Annotated in this window: 21 protein-coding genes; 15 read left to right on the forward strand and 6 right to left on the reverse strand. The window is 68.6% G+C overall.

All coding sequences use genetic code 11. The features are described 5' to 3' along the window. Positions 1-23 precede the first annotated feature (23 nt). The 6 genes from ehuB (at position 24) to hydA (ending at position 5,382) form a co-directional block, all read left to right on the forward strand. Positions 24-881 (forward strand): ectoine/hydroxyectoine ABC transporter substrate-binding protein EhuB, encoded by an 858-nt coding sequence (gene ehuB, locus GEMRO_RS0112165; protein ID WP_027134204.1) that lies wholly within the window; start codon positions 24-26, stop codon positions 879-881. Positions 882-921: 40 nt separating this feature from the next. Beyond that, the gene (ehuC, locus tag GEMRO_RS0112170; RefSeq protein WP_157505558.1) at positions 922-1,650 is read left to right on the forward strand and encodes an ectoine/hydroxyectoine ABC transporter permease subunit EhuC; all 729 of its coding nucleotides are present in this window, start codon (positions 922-924) and stop codon (positions 1,648-1,650) included. A 17-nt stretch (positions 1,651-1,667) separates the two neighbouring features. Beyond that, positions 1,668-2,330 carry an ectoine/hydroxyectoine ABC transporter permease subunit EhuD gene (gene ehuD, locus GEMRO_RS0112175; protein ID WP_027134206.1) on the forward strand — a complete coding sequence of 221 codons (663 nt, stop codon included), beginning with the start codon at positions 1,668-1,670 and terminating at the stop codon, positions 2,328-2,330. Continuing rightward, a complete protein-coding gene (ehuA, locus tag GEMRO_RS0112180; RefSeq protein ID WP_027134207.1) occupies positions 2,330-3,109 on the forward strand; it encodes an ectoine/hydroxyectoine ABC transporter ATP-binding protein EhuA in 780 nt (259 codons plus the stop codon). Before ehuD ends, ehuA begins: the two co-directional genes overlap by 1 nt. Beyond that, entirely contained in the window at positions 3,106-3,822 is a 717-nt protein-coding gene (locus tag GEMRO_RS29290) for a GntR family transcriptional regulator (protein WP_051328992.1), read from the forward strand. Before ehuA ends, GEMRO_RS29290 begins: the two co-directional genes overlap by 4 nt. Before the next feature lie 99 nt (positions 3,823-3,921). Next, positions 3,922-5,382, forward strand: coding sequence for a dihydropyrimidinase (hydA, locus tag GEMRO_RS0112190; RefSeq protein WP_027134208.1), 1,461 nt, complete (start codon positions 3,922-3,924; stop codon positions 5,380-5,382). Positions 5,383-5,433: 51 nt separating this feature from the next. Here the strand turns inward: hydA and GEMRO_RS34210 are convergent, their stop codons facing one another. Beyond that, on the reverse strand, positions 5,434-5,811 hold the full coding sequence (locus GEMRO_RS34210) for a hypothetical protein (protein WP_157505559.1): 378 nt from the start codon (positions 5,809-5,811) through the stop codon (positions 5,434-5,436). Between the two features lie 104 nt (positions 5,812-5,915). Further along, a complete protein-coding gene (locus tag GEMRO_RS29295) occupies positions 5,916-6,449 on the reverse strand; it encodes a bactofilin family protein (protein ID WP_051328993.1) in 534 nt (177 codons plus the stop codon). A gap of 315 nt (positions 6,450-6,764) precedes the next feature. Here GEMRO_RS29295 and GEMRO_RS0112205 point away from each other — a divergent pair, with 315 nt between their 5' ends. From GEMRO_RS0112205 to GEMRO_RS0112215, 3 genes are read left to right on the forward strand one after another with little or no spacing between them, the layout of a single operon-like run. Continuing rightward, a complete protein-coding gene (locus GEMRO_RS0112205; RefSeq protein WP_027134210.1) occupies positions 6,765-7,772 on the forward strand; it encodes an adenosine kinase in 1,008 nt (335 codons plus the stop codon). Between the two features lie 17 nt (positions 7,773-7,789). Next, on the forward strand, positions 7,790-8,650 hold the full coding sequence (locus GEMRO_RS34665; protein WP_169728376.1) for a DMT family transporter: 861 nt from the start codon (positions 7,790-7,792) through the stop codon (positions 8,648-8,650). A 37-nt stretch (positions 8,651-8,687) separates the two neighbouring features. Further along, on the forward strand, positions 8,688-10,220 hold the full coding sequence (locus GEMRO_RS0112215; protein WP_027134212.1) for a hypothetical protein: 1,533 nt from the start codon (positions 8,688-8,690) through the stop codon (positions 10,218-10,220). A 37-nt stretch (positions 10,221-10,257) separates the two neighbouring features. Here GEMRO_RS0112215 and GEMRO_RS0112220 read toward each other — a convergent pair whose 3' ends face one another. Then, positions 10,258-11,547, reverse strand: a complete 1,290-nt coding sequence (locus tag GEMRO_RS0112220) for an O-acetylhomoserine aminocarboxypropyltransferase (protein WP_027134213.1) — start codon at positions 11,545-11,547, stop codon at positions 10,258-10,260. A gap of 87 nt (positions 11,548-11,634) precedes the next feature. On the opposite strand from GEMRO_RS0112220, the gene GEMRO_RS0112225 reads away from it, so the two are divergent. Together GEMRO_RS0112225 and GEMRO_RS0112230 are read left to right on the forward strand one after the other, a co-directional pair. Then, entirely contained in the window at positions 11,635-12,684 is a 1,050-nt protein-coding gene (locus GEMRO_RS0112225) for a hypothetical protein (RefSeq protein ID WP_027134214.1), read from the forward strand. 254 nt (positions 12,685-12,938) lie between these two features. Continuing rightward, positions 12,939-13,907 (forward strand): sugar-binding protein, encoded by a 969-nt coding sequence (locus GEMRO_RS0112230; protein WP_027134215.1) that lies wholly within the window; start codon positions 12,939-12,941, stop codon positions 13,905-13,907. Between the two features lie 117 nt (positions 13,908-14,024). On the opposite strand, the gene GEMRO_RS0112235 is transcribed toward GEMRO_RS0112230, so the two are convergent. Together GEMRO_RS0112235 and GEMRO_RS0112240 are read right to left on the reverse strand one after the other, a co-directional pair. After that, positions 14,025-14,546: a CoA-binding protein gene (locus GEMRO_RS0112235; RefSeq protein WP_027134216.1), complete on the reverse strand. Its 522-nt coding sequence runs from the start codon at positions 14,544-14,546 to the stop codon at positions 14,025-14,027. Between the two features lie 58 nt (positions 14,547-14,604). Further along, entirely contained in the window at positions 14,605-15,402 is a 798-nt protein-coding gene (locus GEMRO_RS0112240) for an enoyl-CoA hydratase (RefSeq protein WP_027134217.1), read from the reverse strand. Positions 15,403-15,507: 105 nt separating this feature from the next. Between GEMRO_RS0112240 and GEMRO_RS0112245 the strand changes: the two genes are divergently transcribed. From GEMRO_RS0112245 to GEMRO_RS34220, 4 genes are all read left to right on the forward strand, one after another. After that, positions 15,508-15,948, forward strand: coding sequence for a PaaI family thioesterase (locus tag GEMRO_RS0112245; RefSeq protein WP_169728377.1), 441 nt, complete (start codon positions 15,508-15,510; stop codon positions 15,946-15,948). Positions 15,949-16,060: 112 nt separating this feature from the next. Further along, a complete protein-coding gene (rplM, locus tag GEMRO_RS0112250; protein WP_027134219.1) occupies positions 16,061-16,528 on the forward strand; it encodes a 50S ribosomal protein L13 in 468 nt (155 codons plus the stop codon). Between the two features lie 8 nt (positions 16,529-16,536). After that, on the forward strand, positions 16,537-17,022 hold the full coding sequence (gene rpsI / locus GEMRO_RS0112255) for a 30S ribosomal protein S9 (RefSeq protein ID WP_035485221.1): 486 nt from the start codon (positions 16,537-16,539) through the stop codon (positions 17,020-17,022). 103 nt (positions 17,023-17,125) lie between these two features. Next, on the forward strand, positions 17,126-17,275 hold the full coding sequence (locus GEMRO_RS34220; RefSeq protein WP_157505563.1) for a hypothetical protein: 150 nt from the start codon (positions 17,126-17,128) through the stop codon (positions 17,273-17,275). A gap of 139 nt (positions 17,276-17,414) precedes the next feature. Here the strand turns inward: GEMRO_RS34220 and GEMRO_RS0112265 are convergent, their stop codons facing one another. Then, the gene (locus GEMRO_RS0112265) at positions 17,415-17,627 is read right to left on the reverse strand and encodes a hypothetical protein (protein ID WP_027134221.1); all 213 of its coding nucleotides are present in this window, start codon (positions 17,625-17,627) and stop codon (positions 17,415-17,417) included. Between the last annotated feature and the right edge of the window lie 8 nt (positions 17,628-17,635).

Below are 17,635 nucleotides of genomic sequence, written 5' to 3' on the forward strand. Positions count from 1 at the left end.
GACGTGCAACGGAGGACGACATCATGCTGAAGACGATCCTGTCGCGACGCGCCCTGATGGCCGTGGCCGCCACGGCGACGCTGCTCTCGGCGGGCGCCGCTCATGCGCAGTCGACGCTCGAGGAGGCGCGCGAGGCCGGCTACATCCGGGTGGGCTTCGCCAATGAGGCGCCGTTCGGCTTCGCGACGCCGGACGGCAAGCTCACCGGCGAGTCCCCCGAGGTGGTGCGGGCGGTCATGAAGAAGCTCGGCATCAACGAGATCGACGGCGTCCTCACCGAGTTCGGCTCGCTGATCCCGGGGCTTCAGGCCGGGCGCTTCGACATCGTCGCCGCCGGCATGTTCGTGAACCCGGCGCGCTGCGGCCAGGTGCTGTTCTCCGAGCCGACCTACGGGATCGGCCAGGCGATGCTGGTCCAGGAAGGCAACCCGAAGTCGATCGCCGACTATGCGACCTTTGCGGAGAATTCCGACCTGAAGCTCGCCGTGATGGCCGGTGCGGTCGAGGCAGGCTATGCCGCCGACGCCGGGGTCGACCAGTCGCAGCTCGTCCTCCTGCCCGACCAGTCCAGTCTGGTTGCCGCCGTGAAGTCCGGCCGCGCCGACGCGGCCGCGCTGACCGCCCTCTCGATCGCGGAGATGGCCGAGAAGAACGACGGCCTGGAGTCCACCAAGCCGTTCGGCGAGGTCGCCGGCACCTCCGTGACCGGACATGGCGCGGTGGCGTTCCGCAAGGACGATGCGGACCTGCAGCAGGCGTTCAACGCCGAGCTGAAGAACTTCCTGGGCTCCGAGGAGCATCTGGCCCTGGTCGAGCCGTTCGGCTTCGGCGCGGACTTCCTGCCGACCAAGACCACCGCCGAGCTGTGCGCCGCGGAGTGAGCTTGACCCCGATGGAACGCCGGGCCTGCGGAGACACGTCATGGTGATGAAGTCGATCACCGTCGCCAGCGTTGTCAGCTTCGCCGCGGGCCTGGCGGTCGCCTCCTTCGCGGGGTTCCGGGAGTTCATCCCGGGGCTCCTCGAAGGCGCGCTGGTGACGATCCAGATCGCGGTGGCCGGCGCGCTGGTCGCGGTGGTCTGCGGCCTGCTCGCCGCCATGGGCAAGATGTACGGCCCCCGGCCGGTGCGCTGGCTGGCGGTCGGCTACATCGAGCTGTTCCGCGGGACCTCCGCCCTGGTCCAGCTGTTCTGGCTGTTCTTCGTGCTTCCCCATTTCGGGGTCACGCTGGCGCCGATGACCGTGGCGATCGTGGCGCTCGGCCTGAACGTGGGGGCCTATGGCGCGGAAGTCGTGCGCGGTGCGGTGGGATCGGTCCCCCGGGGACAATGGGAAGCCACCGTCGCGCTCAACATGACCCGCTGGGAGGCGTTGCGGCGGATCATCCTGCCGCAGGCCTTCGTCGCGATGATCCCGCCCTGGGGCAACCTGTTCATCGAGCTGCTCAAGTCCACAGCCCTGGTCTCGCTGATCACCATCGGTGACCTGGCCTTCCGTGCCCAGCAGATGAACCAGACCACCTTCCGGACCGTGGAGATCTTCACGATCGTGCTCGTCATCTACCTGGCGATCGCCTCGGTGATCACGGTGGGAATGAAGACGCTCGAGGCCAGGGCCGCCGGCGCCATGGCCCGCGGCCGCAGCCGGTAGAACAGGGGAATCGAACCATGGACTGGGACTGGAGCTATGCCTTCGAGATCCTGCCGGTGCTGGCCAAGGCCTCGCTGGTCACCATCCAGGCGACGATCCTGGGCTTCATCCTGGCGCTGACCCTGGGGCTCGTCTTCGCGATCCTCCGGATGGCGCGCTCGCCCTACGTGTCGGTGCCGGTATCGGCGTTCGTCGAGTTCATCCGCTCGACGCCGCTCCTGATCCAGATCTTTTTCCTCTACTTCGTCTTCCCGGAGTTCGGGCTGAACCTGGATGCGCTCACCGCCGGCATCATCGCGCTGGGCCTGCACTACGGCACCTATTGCGCCGAGGTGTACCGGGCCGGCCTGGACAACGTGCCGCGCGGCCAGTGGGAAGCGTCGACCGCGCTGAACCTGACGCCCTACCACACCTTCCGCGACATCATCGTCCCCCAGGCGATTCCGCCGATCGTGCCGGCCCTGGGCAACTATTTCGTGGCGCTGTTCAAGGAGACGCCGCTGCTCTCCGCGATCGCTGTCCTTGAACTGATGCAGCAGGCCAAGATCCTGGGCTCGACCACGTTCCGCTACATCGAGCCGATCACGCTGGTAGGACTGTTCTTCCTGGTCTTCAGCCTGGTTGCCGCCGCGCTGATCCGAGGCCTGGAGCGCCGCCTCAATCGAATCGGAGCACGCTGATGACCGTCCAGCCCATGGTAAAGTTCGACGGGGTGACCAAGAGCTATGGCGCGCTGACCGTCCTGGACAATCTGGACCTCGAAGTCGGCGCTGGGGAAAAGGTCGCCATCATCGGGCCATCCGGCTCGGGCAAGACCACCGTCCTGCGCATGCTGATGACCCTCGAGGCGATCAACGGCGGCGTGATCTATGTCGACGGTGAGCCGCTGACCCACACCCGCAAGAATGGCGCGCTCGTGCCGGCCGATGCCGCCCACCTGCGCCGGATGCGGGGCAAGATCGGCATGGTGTTCCAGCACTTCAACCTGTTCCCGCACATGAGCGCGCTCAAGAACTGCATGGAGGCGCCGGTCACGGTGCTGAAGATGCCCAAGCAGGAGGCGCGCGCGCGGGCGGCGGAACTGCTGGAGATGGTGGGACTGGGCGACAAGCTCGACCACTACCCGTCCCAGCTCTCTGGCGGGCAGCAGCAGCGCGTCGCGATCGCGCGCGCCCTGGCGATGCGGCCCAAGGTGATGCTGTTCGACGAGGTGACGTCCGCCCTCGACCCGGAGCTGGTCGGCGACGTCCTGAACGTGATCCGGCGGCTCGGCTCCGAGTTGGACCTGACCATGCTGATGGTCACCCACCAGATGGGGTTCGCCAAGGAGTTCGCCGACCGGGTCTGCTTCTTCTACGCGGGCAGGATCCATGAGCAGGGGCCGCCCGAGCAGCTGTTCGGCGCCCCGCAGAGCGAGCGGACCCAGCAGTTCCTGAGCGCCTGCCTGGAGGCGACATGAATCCGCGTCTGGACGGACCGGACGGTGTCGATCCGCCGGCCAGTGCGCGGGAACGTTCCGACCGCCTGTACGGCATCCTGCGCGACCGGATCTGCACGCTCGCCTACCCGCCGGGAATGCGGCTGTCCGAGGAGGAGCTGGCCGAGGAGTTCCATGTCAGCCGCACGCCGGTGCGGCGTGTCCTGACCCGGCTGGAGAACGAGGGGCTGGTGACCATCGTCCATGGCGTGGGCACCCTGGTCACCGACGTGGAGCTCGACCAGCTGATCCAGGTCTACCATCTGCGCCTGGAACTTGCCGTCCTCCTGGGCAAGCTGTCGCCGGTCCCGCGCGAGCCTGCCGATCTGGACCGGATCCGCCGGCTGATCGAGGACTGCGGCGACCTTTCCGCCGACGCCGACCACATGGCCTTCGCCCGCCTGAACATGGCGTTCTTCGCCGAGATCAGCGCCATGACCGGCAACGCGACCCTGCGCGAGATCTCCGAGCGGCTCTATTACCAGACGACGCGGATCGTCCTGAAGATGCTGCCGATCCTCAATCTCACGGAGGAGGTCGCGGCATTCCGCCAGGAGATGACCGAGATCCTGGCGGCGTTGCAGGTGGGCGACCTGGAGGCGGTGGGGCATCTGCGCCGGGCGCATATCTCGATGAGCCTGAACCGGATGCTGCGCTATGCGGCCAGCACCGGCGCGGAACCGGTGCCGGCCTGATCGGGCCCGTCTGCGGCGTGGACAGATCAGGCGTCCGGGTCGATCATCCGCCATCGCCCGTCGGTGCGGGCAGGTGGAACCCTTGGGGGAGATCGTCCGATGGCGCTGTTGATCCGTGGCGGCACGGTGGTGAACGCCGATCGCAGCTTTCGTGCAGACGTGCTGGTCGATGGCGGGACGATCCAGGCGGTCGGCGAGAACCTGGACGCGCCGGCTGGCGCCGAGGTTGTCGATGCCGGTGGCGCCTATGTGATGCCCGGCGGGATCGACCCGCACACCCATCTGGAAATGCCCTTCATGGGCACTGTCGCGGTCGAGGACTTCTTTTCCGGCACGTCGTCGGCGCTGGCCGGCGGCACCACCATGATCATCGACTTCTGCATCCCGGGGCCTGGGCGCAGCCTGACCGACGGGCTCGACGACTGGCAGTCCTGGGCGCAGAAGGCCTGCGCCGACTACTCCTTCCACGTCGCCATCACCGAATGGACCGAGCGCACCTCCCAGCAGATGGCCGAGGTGGTCGACCGCGGCGTGACCAGCTTCAAGCACTTCATGGCGTACAAGGGCGCCTTGATGGTCGACGACGAGATCCTGTTCCACAGCTTCTCGCGCTGCCGGGACCTGGGCGCCCTGCCGATGGTCCATGCCGAGAACGGCGATGCGGTGTTCCTGCTCCAGCAGCAGCTGCTCGACCGCGGCATCACCGGCCCCGAAGGCCACGCCCTGTCGCGCCCGCCCCACGTCGAGGCCGAGGCTGCCAACCGGGCCATCATGATCGCCCAGACGGTCGGCTCGCCGCTCTACGTGGTCCACACCTCCTGCCGGGAGGCCCACGAGGCGATCGCGCGTGCCCGGGCGTCCGGCCTGCGGGTCTACGGCGAGCCCTTGATCCAGCACCTGGTCCTGGACGAGAGCGTCTACTGGTCGCCCGACTGGGAGTTCGCGGCCTCCCGGGTGATGAGCCCGCCGTTCCGCTCCAAGGAGCACCAGAAGTCCTTGTGGGACGGCCTGCTTGCCGGCTCGCTGCAGGTGGTCGCCACCGACCACTGCGCCTTCACCATCCAGCAGAAGAAGGGCGGCCTGGACAACTTCACCAAGATCCCGAACGGCACCGGCGGGCTGGAGGAGCGCCTGAAATGCCTGTGGCATTTCGGGGTGAACACCGGCCGGCTGACCCCCAACGAGTTCGTCGCGGCGAGCTCGGCCAACTGTGCGCAGATCTTCGGGCTCTATCCGAGGAAGGGTGTGGTCCAGGCGGGCTCGGATGCGGACCTGGTGGTGTGGGACCCCAAGGCCAGCGGGACGATCTCGGTCAAGACCCATCACTCCAAGATGGACACCAACGTGTTCGAGGGCATCCGCGTCGAAGGGATGCCGGCGGTCACCGTCGCCAACGGCAAGGTGGTCTGGCGGAACGGACAGCTGGACGTGCAGCGGGGTGCCGGCCGGATGATCCAGCGCAAGCCGGGCAGTTCGGCCACCGAGGCCCAGGCCAAGGTCAACGAGCGGACGCGGCCGGAAGGCGTGCGCCGGATGGTCAGCACCCAGCAGACGCCGTGAGCTGACGGGAAAGGATGGGGAAGGGGCGGCCGCGCCGCTTTCCCGCCGGGCTCAGTGCGCCTGAGGGTCTTTGGGCGGTGCGGCGGCCCGCTGGACGTCCTGGAGCTTGGCCTGCAGGGTCGCGCAGGACGAGAAGTCCGCCCCGTCGGTCGCGTCGGACGTGCGGTGGATCCGCACGTGGCTGACCTCCTGGCGCTCGCGTCCACGGTCGCTTGTCTTGATCAGGAACACTTCGACGACGCAGTCGCCGAAGGGATAGCGCCACCATTGCGCCGGACCGGCGTTCATCACCAGTTCCGGCTGGCCGAGCATGCGGTCGAGCTGATCGACTTCCAGGCCGACCAGGGCCAGCCCGCCGGACGGCCTCCCCGCCACGTCCGCGGCCATCTGGGCCGGGTTGGTGGTAGGGGAGGGGCCGTCCGGAGGCATGGCGGCTGCTGGCTCGGGCGCGATGCCGTCGGCCGAGCAACCCGGTAGGGCGAGAAGCGGGCCCGCCAGAACCAGCAAGGCTTGGATGGTGCGCCCGCGGCTCATCAGTTGCCGGCGATTTCCATCGGGGCCGCCGGCTGCTCGGTGCGGCCCTCGATCATGCTGACCGATCCCGACAGGATGCCGCCGCGCTCGATCTCGATCTCGCCATAGCGGATGTTGCCCTTCACCTTGCCGGAGGCACGGATCAGCAGGCGCTTGCGTACCGTCAGCTCGCCTTCGTAGACGCCGCTGATCTCGGCCTCCTCGACCTCGCAGCCGCCGATGAACCGGCCGCTGGCGGTGATCTCGAGGGCCCGGGTCTCGTTCAGGGTGACCTCGCAGAAACCCTCGACGACCAGGCGGTCGCAGGCCGTGATCTCGCCCGCCAGGCGGATGCCCTGGCCGACGATCAGGCGCTTGCCGGCCATGTCGTCGGCGCCGCCCTTGGGGGCCATCACGCTCGCCATGGTGGGAGCCGGCGGCTCCTCCCGCTTCGGGATGGAGGGCATGATCGGCGTCTTCTGGTCCAGGGACGGCCGGGCGGGGGGCTCGTTCTGCTCGGGACGGGGCGGCTCGTTGTCTTTCCTGCGGAACATGCTCTCACCGTCGATCTTGGGTTCGTCGGGATCTTCCGACCTTGACAGAAGAACCGAACGACACCCGGTCGTCCGATCTCCATCTGGCTCTAGCACCGGCAAATGGTCGGTTGAACCCCTGCCCGCTCTGCATCGCGGCCACGGCCGGCACCTTGCCACCGCCAGCGGGAAGAGCAAGGAAGCCGTTGAGCGCGACAAGAAATTTTCAACTTTTGGTTGCCGAATTGGCGCAGGGTCGTGAGCGGGCCGGCGTTGCCCGCCGCGTGGACATCGCTATGGTCCGCCGGGCCTCTCAATCTCCCTGGAGCAGCAGACATGCCGGCAGCCGGCCATTTTCCCGAACAGCTCGACGTGGTCGGCCTGGGCAACGCCATCGTCGACGTCGTGGCCGATGCGGATGACGCGCTGCTGGCGGAACTGGATCTCGTCAAGGGCGCGATGACCCTGATCGACGCCGAGCGTTCCGAGGCACTCTACGCCCGCATGGGGCAGGGGATCGAGCAGTCGGGCGGCTCCTGCGCCAACAGCATGGCGGCCCTGGCGGCGCTGGGGGCGAGTGCGGGCTATGTCGGCCGGGTCAAGCAGGACCAGCTGGGCGCGATCTTCGCCCACGACATCCGCGCCACCGGCGTCGCCTTCCTCAACACGCCCGTCGCCGATGGCCCGCCCACCGCGCGCTGCCTGGTCTTCGTGACCCCGGACGCCCAGCGCACCATGCAGACCTATCTGGGCGCGTGCGTGATGCTCGACGAGGAGGACGTCGACGAGGCGCTGGTCGCCCGTGCCAAGGTCACCTACCTCGAAGGCTATCTTTGGGACCGCGACGGCGCCAAGGCCGCCTGCCTGAAGGCCGCCCGGATCGCCCAGGCGAACAACCGCAAGCTGGCCCTCACCCTGTCCGACAGCTTCTGCGTCGGCCGCTGGCGCAGCGAGTTCCGCGACCTGGTGAAGAGCCGGGTCGACATCCTGTTCGCCAACGAGAGCGAGATCACCAGCCTCTACGAGACCGAGGATTTCGACGAGGCGATGGAGGCGGTCCGCCGGGAGGTGGGTCTGGCCGTGCTCACGCGCGGCCCGTCGGGCTCGGTGGTGGTGGCCGGCGACCAGAGCCATCCGATCGAGCCGGTCCCGCCGGCGCAGGTGCTGGATACCACCGGAGCGGGCGACCTCTACGCCGCGGGCTTCCTCTACGGCTACACCCACGACCTGTCGCTCGCCGCCTCGGGCCGGCTCGGCAGCGCCTGCGCCTCGGCGGTGATCGAGCAGTATGGCGCGCGGGTGCACAAGCCGCTCCGGGCGCTGATCGCCGGCGCGCAAAGCTGAACCAAGCCGGCAGATTGGTGGACGCGGTCCCGGGACGCATCGCCGGCATCGGCTTCGCGCTTTGCGGGATCCTGATCTTCACCGTGGTCTTCGCCGCCGGCAAGCTGACCGGCGGCGAGGTGCCGCTCCCGCAGCTGGTGACCCTGCGCCTGCTGGGCGCGCTCCCGGTCCTGCTGGTCTGGCGGCTGCTGGTCCGCGGCCGCGTGCCGCTGCTCACCCGCGCCCCCGGCTGGAGCATCGCCCGGGTCGTCTGCGGCTATGGCGGGCTGATGTGCGCGCTGGAGGCGGGGGTGCGCCTGCCGCTGGCCCAGGCCAGCACGCTCGGCCTCCTCGAGGGAGTGCTGGCCGTGCTGCTGGCGGGTCTGTTCCTGCACGAGCGCATCGGCAGGCGCCATGCCCTGGCCGCCGTCATCGGCCTGGGCGGCGCGATCGTCGCGGCCCAGCCCTGGCGGATCGACTGGCAGGTCTCGCTGGGCGTGCCGATCGCCCTGCTCAGCGCCCTTATGTTCGCGCTGGAGGCCGTGGTCATCAAGAAGCTGGTCGAGGTCGACGAGGCCTGGACGGTGATCTTCACCGTGCATGTGCTGGGTCTTCTGGTCCTGGCGGTGCCGGCCCTGATGGTCTGGCAGCCGCTTGAGTCCGGGACCGCCCTGTTCATCCTGGCGCTGGGGCCATTGGGCATTGTCGGCCAGTTCGTGAATGTGCGCGCCTGGCGGGCTCTTCCGGTTTCCGTGATCGGGCCCCTGACCTACTCCTGGGTGCTGTTCGCCAGCCTCCTGGGGTTCGTGGCCTTTGGGGAACTGCCGGGTATCTGGACGATCGTGGGAGCGGCCTTCATTCTTCTGGGAGGTGTCCTGCTCGCGCGCGACGAGCGATGAACCGGCTGTTCCATCCTCGCACCGCGCGTGCGGCAGCATGTTCAGGAGGTCGATCATCGCGCACATCCTAGATCACCCGGCGCGGGCCGGGCAGGGCGCACTCCGGCGCTTTGCCGAGACTGGCGAGGCGTCTGCCCTGGTTGAGGCGGTCTGCGACGTGATCGAGGGCCGGCGGGCGGTCACGCCGGTCACCGCGGCCCTGGCGGCCTGGCCGGGCGACCTGCTGCTGGGCACGAGCGACCCGGACACGCTGCTGATCCGGCTCCTGCTGGAGGAACTGGAAGACGAGGAAGCCCTGCCCGTGCCGCCGGCGGAGCCAGGCGAGCAGGGGCGCTTCGCCCCGTTCGAGCCGGCTTATCTTGCCGACGAGCTGTTCCAGGGGCTGCCGGACGACGAGCATCCGGCCGTCTGGATCGCGAGCTGGCTGTCGGTGATCTTCCCTGAGGAAGAAGCCGACCGGCGCTGGACCCATCGGCTGAAGGACATTCCCGACCATGCCCGGGAATTGGTCCTGGCGGTGGTGGAGAAGATCTGCGCAGCACCGGGAGGCGGTGGCGGCGAGGTCGCCGACCTGGTCGCGATCGCGGCGGAACTGGTCCTGCCCTCGCGGGCGGAAGGGCGGCCGCGGGCACCGGAGGCCGTGGCGCAGCTCTCCAACATCTGGCGCGAGGAGCTTCCCCAGGCGGTGGACGCCTGGAAGTGGAGCGACGACGCTTTCGCCGGGTTCCTGCCGGTCCTGCAGGCCTTGCTGGCCCTGCCGCTGCAGGGGGAAGGCGACGTCGATACCGATATCGACCATGCCAGGCCGACGCTGCTCGTCGAGATCGCCGAGACGATGACCCGCTACAATGCCGAGCGCCGCGAGCGGGTGATCGAGACTTGGCCCGAGGACAAGCCGCGGCCCCGGCACTGGCTGTCGGAGAGCTATCCCTCCGGCGAGATGGACTACATTTTCGTCGAGCTGACCGAGGAGGAGACAGCGGCGCGGGCGCCGATCCTGGCGATGGCCAGGCGCTTCTCCGACCTGGTCGCCGGGGTCTACGACATGGTGTGCCCGCTGCCGCGCGACCTGATGTGGGGGCTCGCCGCCGACATGCGCCGCCTGGACGCCAGCTCCAAGGATGTCGGCTGGCTGATCGTGCTGGCCGACCAGATGGTGCCGGACTGGTCGTTCAACTGGCTGGGCGACACCGACGACTGGCCGGACGCGTTGCGGCCGCGCCATCCGGCTACCGTTCGGGCCGGACAGATCGCGTCGCTGTGCGACGAGATCCGTTCGTTTGGCCTGGATGCGCTGGCCGACGCGCTGGCGGTCTGGCTGCTGGGCACCCAGGTGCTGTTCTGGGAGGGCGATCTCGGATTGCCGCCGGTCCGGCTCAAGGCGCTGGTCGGCTCGATCCAGACGCGCGACAGCTCGATGCGGGCCGCCCTGGTCCGGGTCCAGGCGGCCTGCCGGGAAGCGGCCGGTCGTGGCTCCGCTTACGGTGCCTTCTATGCCCAGCTTCTGCAGACGCTGGTGCCGCCGCCCAGGCGTCCGAACCTCGTGATGCTGGACGACCATCCCCGCTGACGGCGCCCTCGCCGCCAGCGGGTCGTCTCGTGCGGCGTCAGCGCGACGCCTGCTTCAGGGCCTGGTCCAGGTCCGCGATGATGTCGGAGGCCGTCTCGATGCCGATCGAGAGCCGCACCACATCCGGCCCGGCCCCGGCGGCCACCTGCTTCTCCGGGGTGAGCTGGCGGTGCGTGGTCGAGGCCGGGTGGATGATCAGCGAGCGGGTGTCGCCGATGTTGGCGACGTGGCTGAGCAGCTCGCAGCTGTCCACCACCTTCACCCCCGCCTCGTAGCCGCCCTTCACGCCGAAGGTGAAGACCGAGCCGACGCCGTTCGGGCAGTACTTGTCGAGCAGGGGCGTGCGGTTCTTCTCCAGCCGGGCATAGGATACCCAGGCCACCGCCGGGTGGGTCTCCAGGAAGGCCGCGACCTTGTCGGCGTTCTCGGCGTGACGCTGCATCCGCAGCGGCAGGGTCTCGATCCCGTTCAGGATCAGGAACGCGTTGAACGGCGACATCGCCGGACCCATGTCGCGCAGCCCGATCGCCTTGTTGCGCACGGTCAGCGCGAAGTTCCCGAAGGTCTCGTAGAACGAGAGGCCATGATAGGCCGAGGTCGGCTTGGTCATCAGCGGGAACTTGTCGTTCTGCGCCCAGTCGAACCGGCCGCCTTCGACGATGCCGCCGCCCACCGAGTTGCCCTGGCCGCCCAGGTACTTGGTCAGCGAATGCACGACGATGTCGGCGCCCCATTTCAGCGGGTTGCAGAAGTAGGGGCTGGGCAGGGTGTTGTCGACGATCAGCGGCACGCCGGCCTCATGGGCGATGGCGGCCAGCGCCTCCAGGTCGGCGACGATCCCGTCCGGATTCGACACGCTCTCGACGAACAGCGCCTTGGTCCTGGGCGTGATGGCCTGCTTGAAGTTATTGGGCTCGCGCGGGTCGACGAAGCTGACATGCCAGTCGAACTGCGGGAAGGTCCCGCTCATCTGCGCGATCGAGCCGCCATAGAGGCGGTTGGACGAGACCACGTGGTCGCCGGGCGAGAGCAGGTTCAGGAAGGTCAGGAACTGCGCGGAGTGGCCGGATGCGGTGGCGCATGCGGCGGTGCCGCCTTCCAGGGCCGCCAGACGCTCTTCCAGGACGGAGACCGTCGGGTTGGTCAGGCGCGAGTAGATGTTGCCGAACTTCTGCAGGTTGAACAGCGCCGCGGCGTGGTCGACGTCGTCGAACACGAACGAGGTCGTCTGGTAGATCGGCACCGCCCGGGCACCGGTGGTCGGATCCGGCGCTGCACCCGCATGGACCGCCAGCGTCTCGAATCCGTAACCCGTCTCTTCCGCCATCGAATGTCTCCCGATCGGACCGTGCCGTGGTGCTGCATGAGTCGCCGGTAACTTTCAAGCTCCGCCGGTTTCCGGCATGGTCCGCCCATGAAGCTCGCCCGCCGCACTTTTCTGGCCGCTCTGCCGGGTCTGCTGTCCGCCTGCGCCTCGATCGGCCCGTCCACGATCGTCCGGGACCAGCGCGACTACACCGACGCGATCGCCGATGCGGCCAAGCGGCAGGTGCTGGGGGCGGTCGTGCGGCTGCGCTACGCCGACCATGTGGCCTTCCTCGACATCGGCCAGGTGGTGGCCGGCTACCAGGTCGAGGGATCGGTCGGCACCGGCACCACGTTCACCAGCGGGCTGGACCTGGGCGAGGATCTTCGTCTGTCCGGCGAGGGCCGCTATATCGATCGGCCGACCATCACCTGGCAGCCGGTGACCGGCGCCGCCCTGTCGGAGCGCCTCCTGCAGCCGCTGCCGCCAGGCGTCCTGGCGGTGCTGGGGCTGACCGGCTTCCCGCCGGACATGGTGTTCGGCCTGACCGTGGCTTCCATCAACGGCTTGTCGAACGGCTCGACCCGGCCGGGGGAATCGATCCCCGCCCATCCGCGCTGGGAGATCGTGATCGAGCGCTTTCGCGCGGTCCGCACCACCGGCGTGCTGGGCGTCCGTACCGATCGCGACGGGCTCGGCCGCCCGCGCTTCGTGCTGGTCGACGAGAGCCGCGGCACCGACCGTCGCGTCAAGGACATCCGGATCCTTCTGGGCCTGGATCCCGACGTCAACGAGTTCCCGATGATCTATGGGTCGGGGGCGGGCAACGGCCGCGAGATCCGGATGATCACCCGCCCGCTCCTGGACGTGCTGCTGGAGGTCGCCGGGCGGATCCAGGTGCCGCCGCCCGACGTGCAGTCCGGCCGCACGCCCGCGACGGTCGCCGACATTCCCGAGCAGCCGGTCCTGCGCATCCAGGCCGGCCTGGACCGCCCCGACGACCCTTATGTCGAGATCGACCATGGCGATGGCTGGTTCTGGATCGACGACACCGACTATGCCAGCAAGCGCACCTTCACCTTCCTGATGCTGCTGGTGTCCATGGTCCAGACCGACCCGGCCAGGCCGCAGCCGCTGCTGACCATCCCCACCGGCTAGCACGCCGGCGGAAGGGCGGCCTTCCTGCAACTCGGCGCGGAAAGGCTATCCGGCTGCGGGTAGCCAGGTACGGGCATGACCCCTCGTCGAACACCGGCCAAGGCATCTCCGGGATGCGGCCATGGGCTATGCGCCGGGCAATCAATTCCCTGGACAAGGCCCGGTTTTCCCAGCCATCGAGCGCAAGCACGACCATCATTGTCCCCTGGCCGATCCGGGGGGCGCGTGCCGGATCAGCGGAGGACAAGCAAATCATGAAACTCACCAAGCGGCAGGCCGTGCTCGGCGCTGCGTCGACCGTCCTGGCCACCCCGCTGCTGGGGCGGCCGGTGCTCGCGGCGGACAAGCCGCTCATCGCGTTCGTGGTCAACGTGCCGGCGGACTTCTGGGTGATCGCCCGGCGCGGCCTGGAAAAGGCCGCCGCCGAGCTGCCGAACTACGACGTGCGGATGTTCATCCCCGGCGAGATGTCCGCGGCGGCCCAGAAGCAGATCCTGGAAGACCTGCTCGCCCTGAACGTCGCCGGGGTGACGATCAGCCCGGTGAACCCGGACAACTCCACCGACATCCTCAACCGGATCGCCGAAAAGGCCGCGCTGTTCACGGTGGACGGCGACGCGCCCAACTCCAACCGGATCATGTATATCGGCACCGACAATGTCGATGCCGGCCGCGAGCACGGCAAGCTGATCCTCAAAGCGCTGCCCGAGGGCGGCAAGATCATGCTGTTCGTGGGCACCATGGAGGCGGCCAACGCGCAAGAGCGCGTCCAGGGCATCAAGGAGGCGCTGGAAGGCAGCAAGGTCGAGATCGTCGACATCCGCACCGATGGCGGCGACCAGGCCAAGGCGCGCGCCAATGCCGAGGACACGCTGACCAAGTACGGCGACGAGATCCAGCTGCTCTCGGGCCTGTGGGCCTACAACACCCCGCAGATCTACAATGCGGTCAAGGCGGCGGGCAAGGAAGGCGCGGTCAAGATCGTCGGCTTCGACGAGGACCAGCTGACGCTGCGCGGCATCTCGGAAGGGGTGATCGAGGCGACGGTCGTCCAGCAGCCCTACGAGTTCGGCTACCAGTCGGTGATGGCGCTGGCCCGCTACATCGAGGGCGACCGCTCGATGGTCCCGGACAACAAGATGCAGATCATCCCGACCAAGATCATCGACCAGTCCAACGTCCAGGAATTCGCGGATTCGGTCCGCGAGATGCTCAAGAGCTGAGGCCCGGGCCCCGCCAGCCGCCGCTCCTGCCGGCGGCTGGCGGCACGGCCGCTTGAGGGCGACGCGCGACCCCGGGCGACGATGCCGACCAAGCGCTTGCCTGCGCCGTGGCCATGGTCACGGCCGCGCGCGGAACTTCGAAAGCTGCATGGCCTGGCCCCGCTTGGACGAGATCGTGCCGCGGTTGACGCCCAGCCAGCCGATCTCGCCGAACAGCCGCGCATACTCGATCTTCGGGCAGCGGTTCATCACCACCTCCAGGCCGGCCGCCTCCGCCTTGGCCGCCGCCTCGTCATGGCGCACGCCCAGCTGCATCCAGACCACCTTGGCGCCGATCCGGATCGCCTCGTCGACGATCGGGGGCACGTCCTGGGAGCGGCGGAAGATGTCGACCATCACCGGGACCTCGGGTAGCGAGGCTAGGTCGGGATACACCGTCTCGCCCAGCAAGGTCTGCCCGGCATAGCGCGGGTTGACCGGCATCACCCGGAAGCCCTTGCCCTGCAGATAGAGCATCGCGAAGTAGGACGGCCGCATCTCGTTCATGGAGGCGCCGACCATCGCGATGGTCTTGGCTTCCTTGAGGATGCGCCGGAGGTCAGCATCGTTGTACCGGAGGTCGGCGAGTTCGGCGCTCATGGCAAGTTCCGGCGGATGCGCATCCGCATGAAGTGAGGGAAGGGGGCAGGCGGGCGGATCAGTTGTTTGGCCAGGCGGGCTTGCGCTTCTCGGCGAACGCGGCGACGCCCTCGGCAAAGTCGGCCCCCAGCGCGTTTTCCACGATCACGCCGGTGGCATGGCGGTAGGATTCCTCCAGGCCCATGCCGGCCTCGTCGTAGAAGGCCCGCTTGCCCAGCGCGATCACGTCGAACGGCTTCTCCGCGATCCGGGCGGCGAGGTCGACGACCGCATCGTCCAGCGCCTCCTTCGCCACCACCCGCCCGACCAGACCCAGCCGCAGCGCTTCCGCGGCGTCGATGAAGTCCCCGGTGAACAGCATCTCCAGGGCGGCCTTCTGCGGCACCGCCCGGCGCAGCGCCACCGCCGGGGTCGCGCAGAACAGGCCGTACTTGACGCCCGAGGTGGCAAAGCGGCTGTCCTCGGTGCAGACTGCCAGGTCGCAGGCCGCCACCAGCTGGCAACCGGCCGCGGCCGCGATCCCGTCGACCCGCGCCACCACCGGCTGGGGCAGTCTCGTCAGCTTCACCATCACCCGCGAGCAATGGCTGAACAGGTCGGTCAGGGCCGCCTCGCTGCGATCGGACGCCATCTCCTTCATGTCGTGGCCGGCGGAGAACGCGGCGCCATGGCCGGTCAGCACCACCACCCGCACCGAGCGGTCCTGGGCGATGGCATCGACCAGCCGCTCCAGTTCGGTGAGCACCGCCTTGGACAGGGCGTTGAACGCCTTGGGGCGGTTCAGGGTGAGGGTCGCGACCCCGTTCCGGTCGTCCCGGAGGATCACGGGCTCGTTCTGCATGGTGCTGGCCGACATGAAGGCTGGGTCCCGAGAATGGCTTTGTGCGGCAACGCGCGGCTTGCGGCGGCGACGGCGCATCGCCACAGACCGCCGGTCACCTGCAGCTGGAACCCTGATATAGTGTCGGACGATCCTCTCCCACCCCTGGATGCGGCCGGGTTCGAGGCGATGGCCTGCGACACCGTGCCCCTGGCCGGGCTGCTCGGGCTGAGGCTGGAGCGGTTCGACGGCGAGGCGGCGGTCGTGCGGCTGCCGTGGCGGGAGATCGCGCTGCGTCCGGGCGGCTCGGTCTCCGGGCCTGCGATGATGACGCTGGTCGACATCGCGCTCTGGGGCGCGATCCTGGCCCGGATCGGCAACGAGCCGCTCTGCGTGACCACCGACCTGACCTTCCATTTCCTGGCCAAGCCGCGCCATGCGGACGTGCTGGCCGAGGCCAGGGTCATCCGCCTCGGCCGGACGCTCGCGATCGCCGAGGCCCGGCTTTTCTCCGAAGGAAACGTCGAGCCGGTGGCCCATGCGGTCGGCACCTACGCGATTCCACCGCGGTCGCGTTCTTGACTCCGGACCCGTGTGACGGCTAGACGACCGTCCACCGCTGGGAGCACCTGCTACCGGCGACAAATCTCTTGTGGCTGCCGTCAGGTAGCGATGGCAGAAGTGAGTTGATCTGATGGGCACCTATTCCGCCAAGCCGGCCGACATCCAGCAGGACTGGCTGTTGATCGATGCCGAAGGCCTCGTCTTGGGCCGGCTCGCGAGCTACGTGGCGAACCGTCTGCGCGGCAAGCACAAGGCGATGTTCACGCCGAACATGGACACCGGCGATCACGTGGTGATCGTCAACGCCGAGAAGGTGGTGCTCACCGGCAACAAGCGGACCCAGAAGGTCTACTATCGCCACACCGGGCATCCCGGTGGCATCAAGGGTGTGCACGCCGACAAGATCCTGGACGGCCGCTTCCCGGAGCGCGTCATCGAGAAGGCGGTGGAGCGGATGATCACCCGCGGGCCGCTTGGCCGCGACGTGATGCGCAAGCTGCACGTCTACAAGGGTGCGGAGCATCCGCATCAGGCGCAGAAGCCGGCTTCGGTCGACTTCGCCGCGCTGAATTCCAAGAACGCCCGCACCGCAGCCTGAGCAGATCCATGGCCGAGACCACCAGTTCCTTTTCCGACCTCGCCCGCCTGCGCCCGGCGTCCGCCGCCGAGCCCGTCGCCGCTCCGGCCCAGCCGAAGATCGACGCCCAGGGCCGTTCCTATGCCACCGGCCGCCGCAAGGAAGCCGTGGCCCGCGTCTGGGTGAAGCCCGGCAGCGGCAAGTTCACGGTCAACGGCAAGGAGATGCCCGCCTACTTCGCGCGGCCGACCCTGCAGATGATCGTCAACCAGCCCTTCCAGCAGCTGGAAGCGCTTGGCCATTACGACATCGTCGCGACCGTCGTCGGCGGCGGCCTGTCCGGCCAGGCCGGTGCGGTCCGGCACGGCATCAGCCACGCGCTGGTGGCCTACGACCCGACCAACCGTCCGGCGCTCAAGATCCGCGGCTTCCTGACCCGCGATTCGCGCATGGTCGAGCGTAAGAAGTACGGCAAGGCCAAGGCCCGCCGCAGCTTCCAGTTCAGCAAGCGCTGATCCCTCGGCGTTCATCGAACGATCATGGAGAAGGCCGGGCGGCGACGCCCGGCCTTCTTTGTTTTCAGCTGCAGGCGGGCGCGGCGCCAGCCAGGCAAGGGCGATGCCGGGCATCGCCTGGCTTCAGACCATGGTGGCGGGCCACGACATGCTCGCCCGGCACAGGCTCGGCGAGCATGTCGTGGTCGGCATCGGCTGCAACACGGAGATCAGGGCTGCGGTGCCCTGCGGGACGCCCAGGGCGTCGCACTGACGCCCAAGCGCCAAGGGGGGGCCGGCGGCGAGGACGCGCTGCTCCAGGAAGTCCTGGGGGGCTGCTGATCGCCAGGCGCCGCTGGCTGAAGCGCTGGCCCCTTTCTTCCAGAAGCTTCCAGGATCAACGTTGCGCCGGGTCAGGCGGCAGCCCCTGCCACCACCTCGTCCTGGCGTCGGGACTTCCGGTAGAAGGTGCCGAGCGCCCCGCCGGCGCGGGCCATGGGCCGGTCAATGCCGGTCCGGCCGAAGCCGTCCCGGCAGAACAGCCGTCCGGTCGTGGCCAGGATGTCCTGGCGCTTGCGGCCATGCTGCCCCGAGCGGAACGACCGTTCCGCTCGGGGGCAGTTCATGCGTCGGT

This window comes from Geminicoccus roseus DSM 18922 (assembly GCF_000427665.1).
GTDB lineage: Bacteria > Pseudomonadota > Alphaproteobacteria > Geminicoccales > Geminicoccaceae > Geminicoccus > Geminicoccus roseus.

Bases quoted from the DNA above. Each gene is read 5' to 3' on its own strand.
- GEMRO_RS34220 (WP_157505563.1), top strand. From the start codon at position 17,126: ATGCCGGGCATCGCCTGGCTTCAGACCATGGTGGCGGGCCACGACATG.
- GEMRO_RS0112215 (WP_027134212.1), top strand. From the start codon at position 8,688: ATGTTCAGGAGGTCGATCATCGCGCACATCCTAGATCACCCGGCGCGG.
- ehuB (WP_027134204.1), top strand. From the start codon at position 24: ATGCTGAAGACGATCCTGTCGCGACGCGCCCTGATGGCCGTGGCCGCC.
- ehuD (WP_027134206.1), top strand. From the start codon at position 1,668: ATGGACTGGGACTGGAGCTATGCCTTCGAGATCCTGCCGGTGCTGGCC.
- GEMRO_RS0112265 (WP_027134221.1), bottom strand. From the start codon at position 17,627: ATGAACTGCCCCCGAGCGGAACGGTCGTTCCGCTCGGGGCAGCATGGC.
- GEMRO_RS0112220 (WP_027134213.1), bottom strand. From the start codon at position 11,547: ATGGCGGAAGAGACGGGTTACGGATTCGAGACGCTGGCGGTCCATGCG.
- ehuA (WP_027134207.1), top strand. From the start codon at position 2,330: ATGACCGTCCAGCCCATGGTAAAGTTCGACGGGGTGACCAAGAGCTAT.
- hydA (WP_027134208.1), top strand. From the start codon at position 3,922: ATGGCGCTGTTGATCCGTGGCGGCACGGTGGTGAACGCCGATCGCAGC.
- GEMRO_RS29295 (WP_051328993.1), bottom strand. From the start codon at position 6,449: ATGTTCCGCAGGAAAGACAACGAGCCGCCCCGTCCCGAGCAGAACGAG.
- GEMRO_RS0112205 (WP_027134210.1), top strand. From the start codon at position 6,765: ATGCCGGCAGCCGGCCATTTTCCCGAACAGCTCGACGTGGTCGGCCTG.
- rpsI (WP_035485221.1), top strand. From the start codon at position 16,537: ATGGCCGAGACCACCAGTTCCTTTTCCGACCTCGCCCGCCTGCGCCCG.
- GEMRO_RS0112240 (WP_027134217.1), bottom strand. From the start codon at position 15,402: ATGTCGGCCAGCACCATGCAGAACGAGCCCGTGATCCTCCGGGACGAC.
- GEMRO_RS29290 (WP_051328992.1), top strand. From the start codon at position 3,106: ATGAATCCGCGTCTGGACGGACCGGACGGTGTCGATCCGCCGGCCAGT.
- GEMRO_RS34210 (WP_157505559.1), bottom strand. From the start codon at position 5,811: ATGCCTCCGGACGGCCCCTCCCCTACCACCAACCCGGCCCAGATGGCC.
- ehuC (WP_157505558.1), top strand. From the start codon at position 922: ATGGTGATGAAGTCGATCACCGTCGCCAGCGTTGTCAGCTTCGCCGCG.
- rplM (WP_027134219.1), top strand. From the start codon at position 16,061: ATGGGCACCTATTCCGCCAAGCCGGCCGACATCCAGCAGGACTGGCTG.
- GEMRO_RS0112225 (WP_027134214.1), top strand. From the start codon at position 11,635: ATGAAGCTCGCCCGCCGCACTTTTCTGGCCGCTCTGCCGGGTCTGCTG.
- GEMRO_RS0112230 (WP_027134215.1), top strand. From the start codon at position 12,939: ATGAAACTCACCAAGCGGCAGGCCGTGCTCGGCGCTGCGTCGACCGTC.
- GEMRO_RS0112235 (WP_027134216.1), bottom strand. From the start codon at position 14,546: ATGAGCGCCGAACTCGCCGACCTCCGGTACAACGATGCTGACCTCCGG.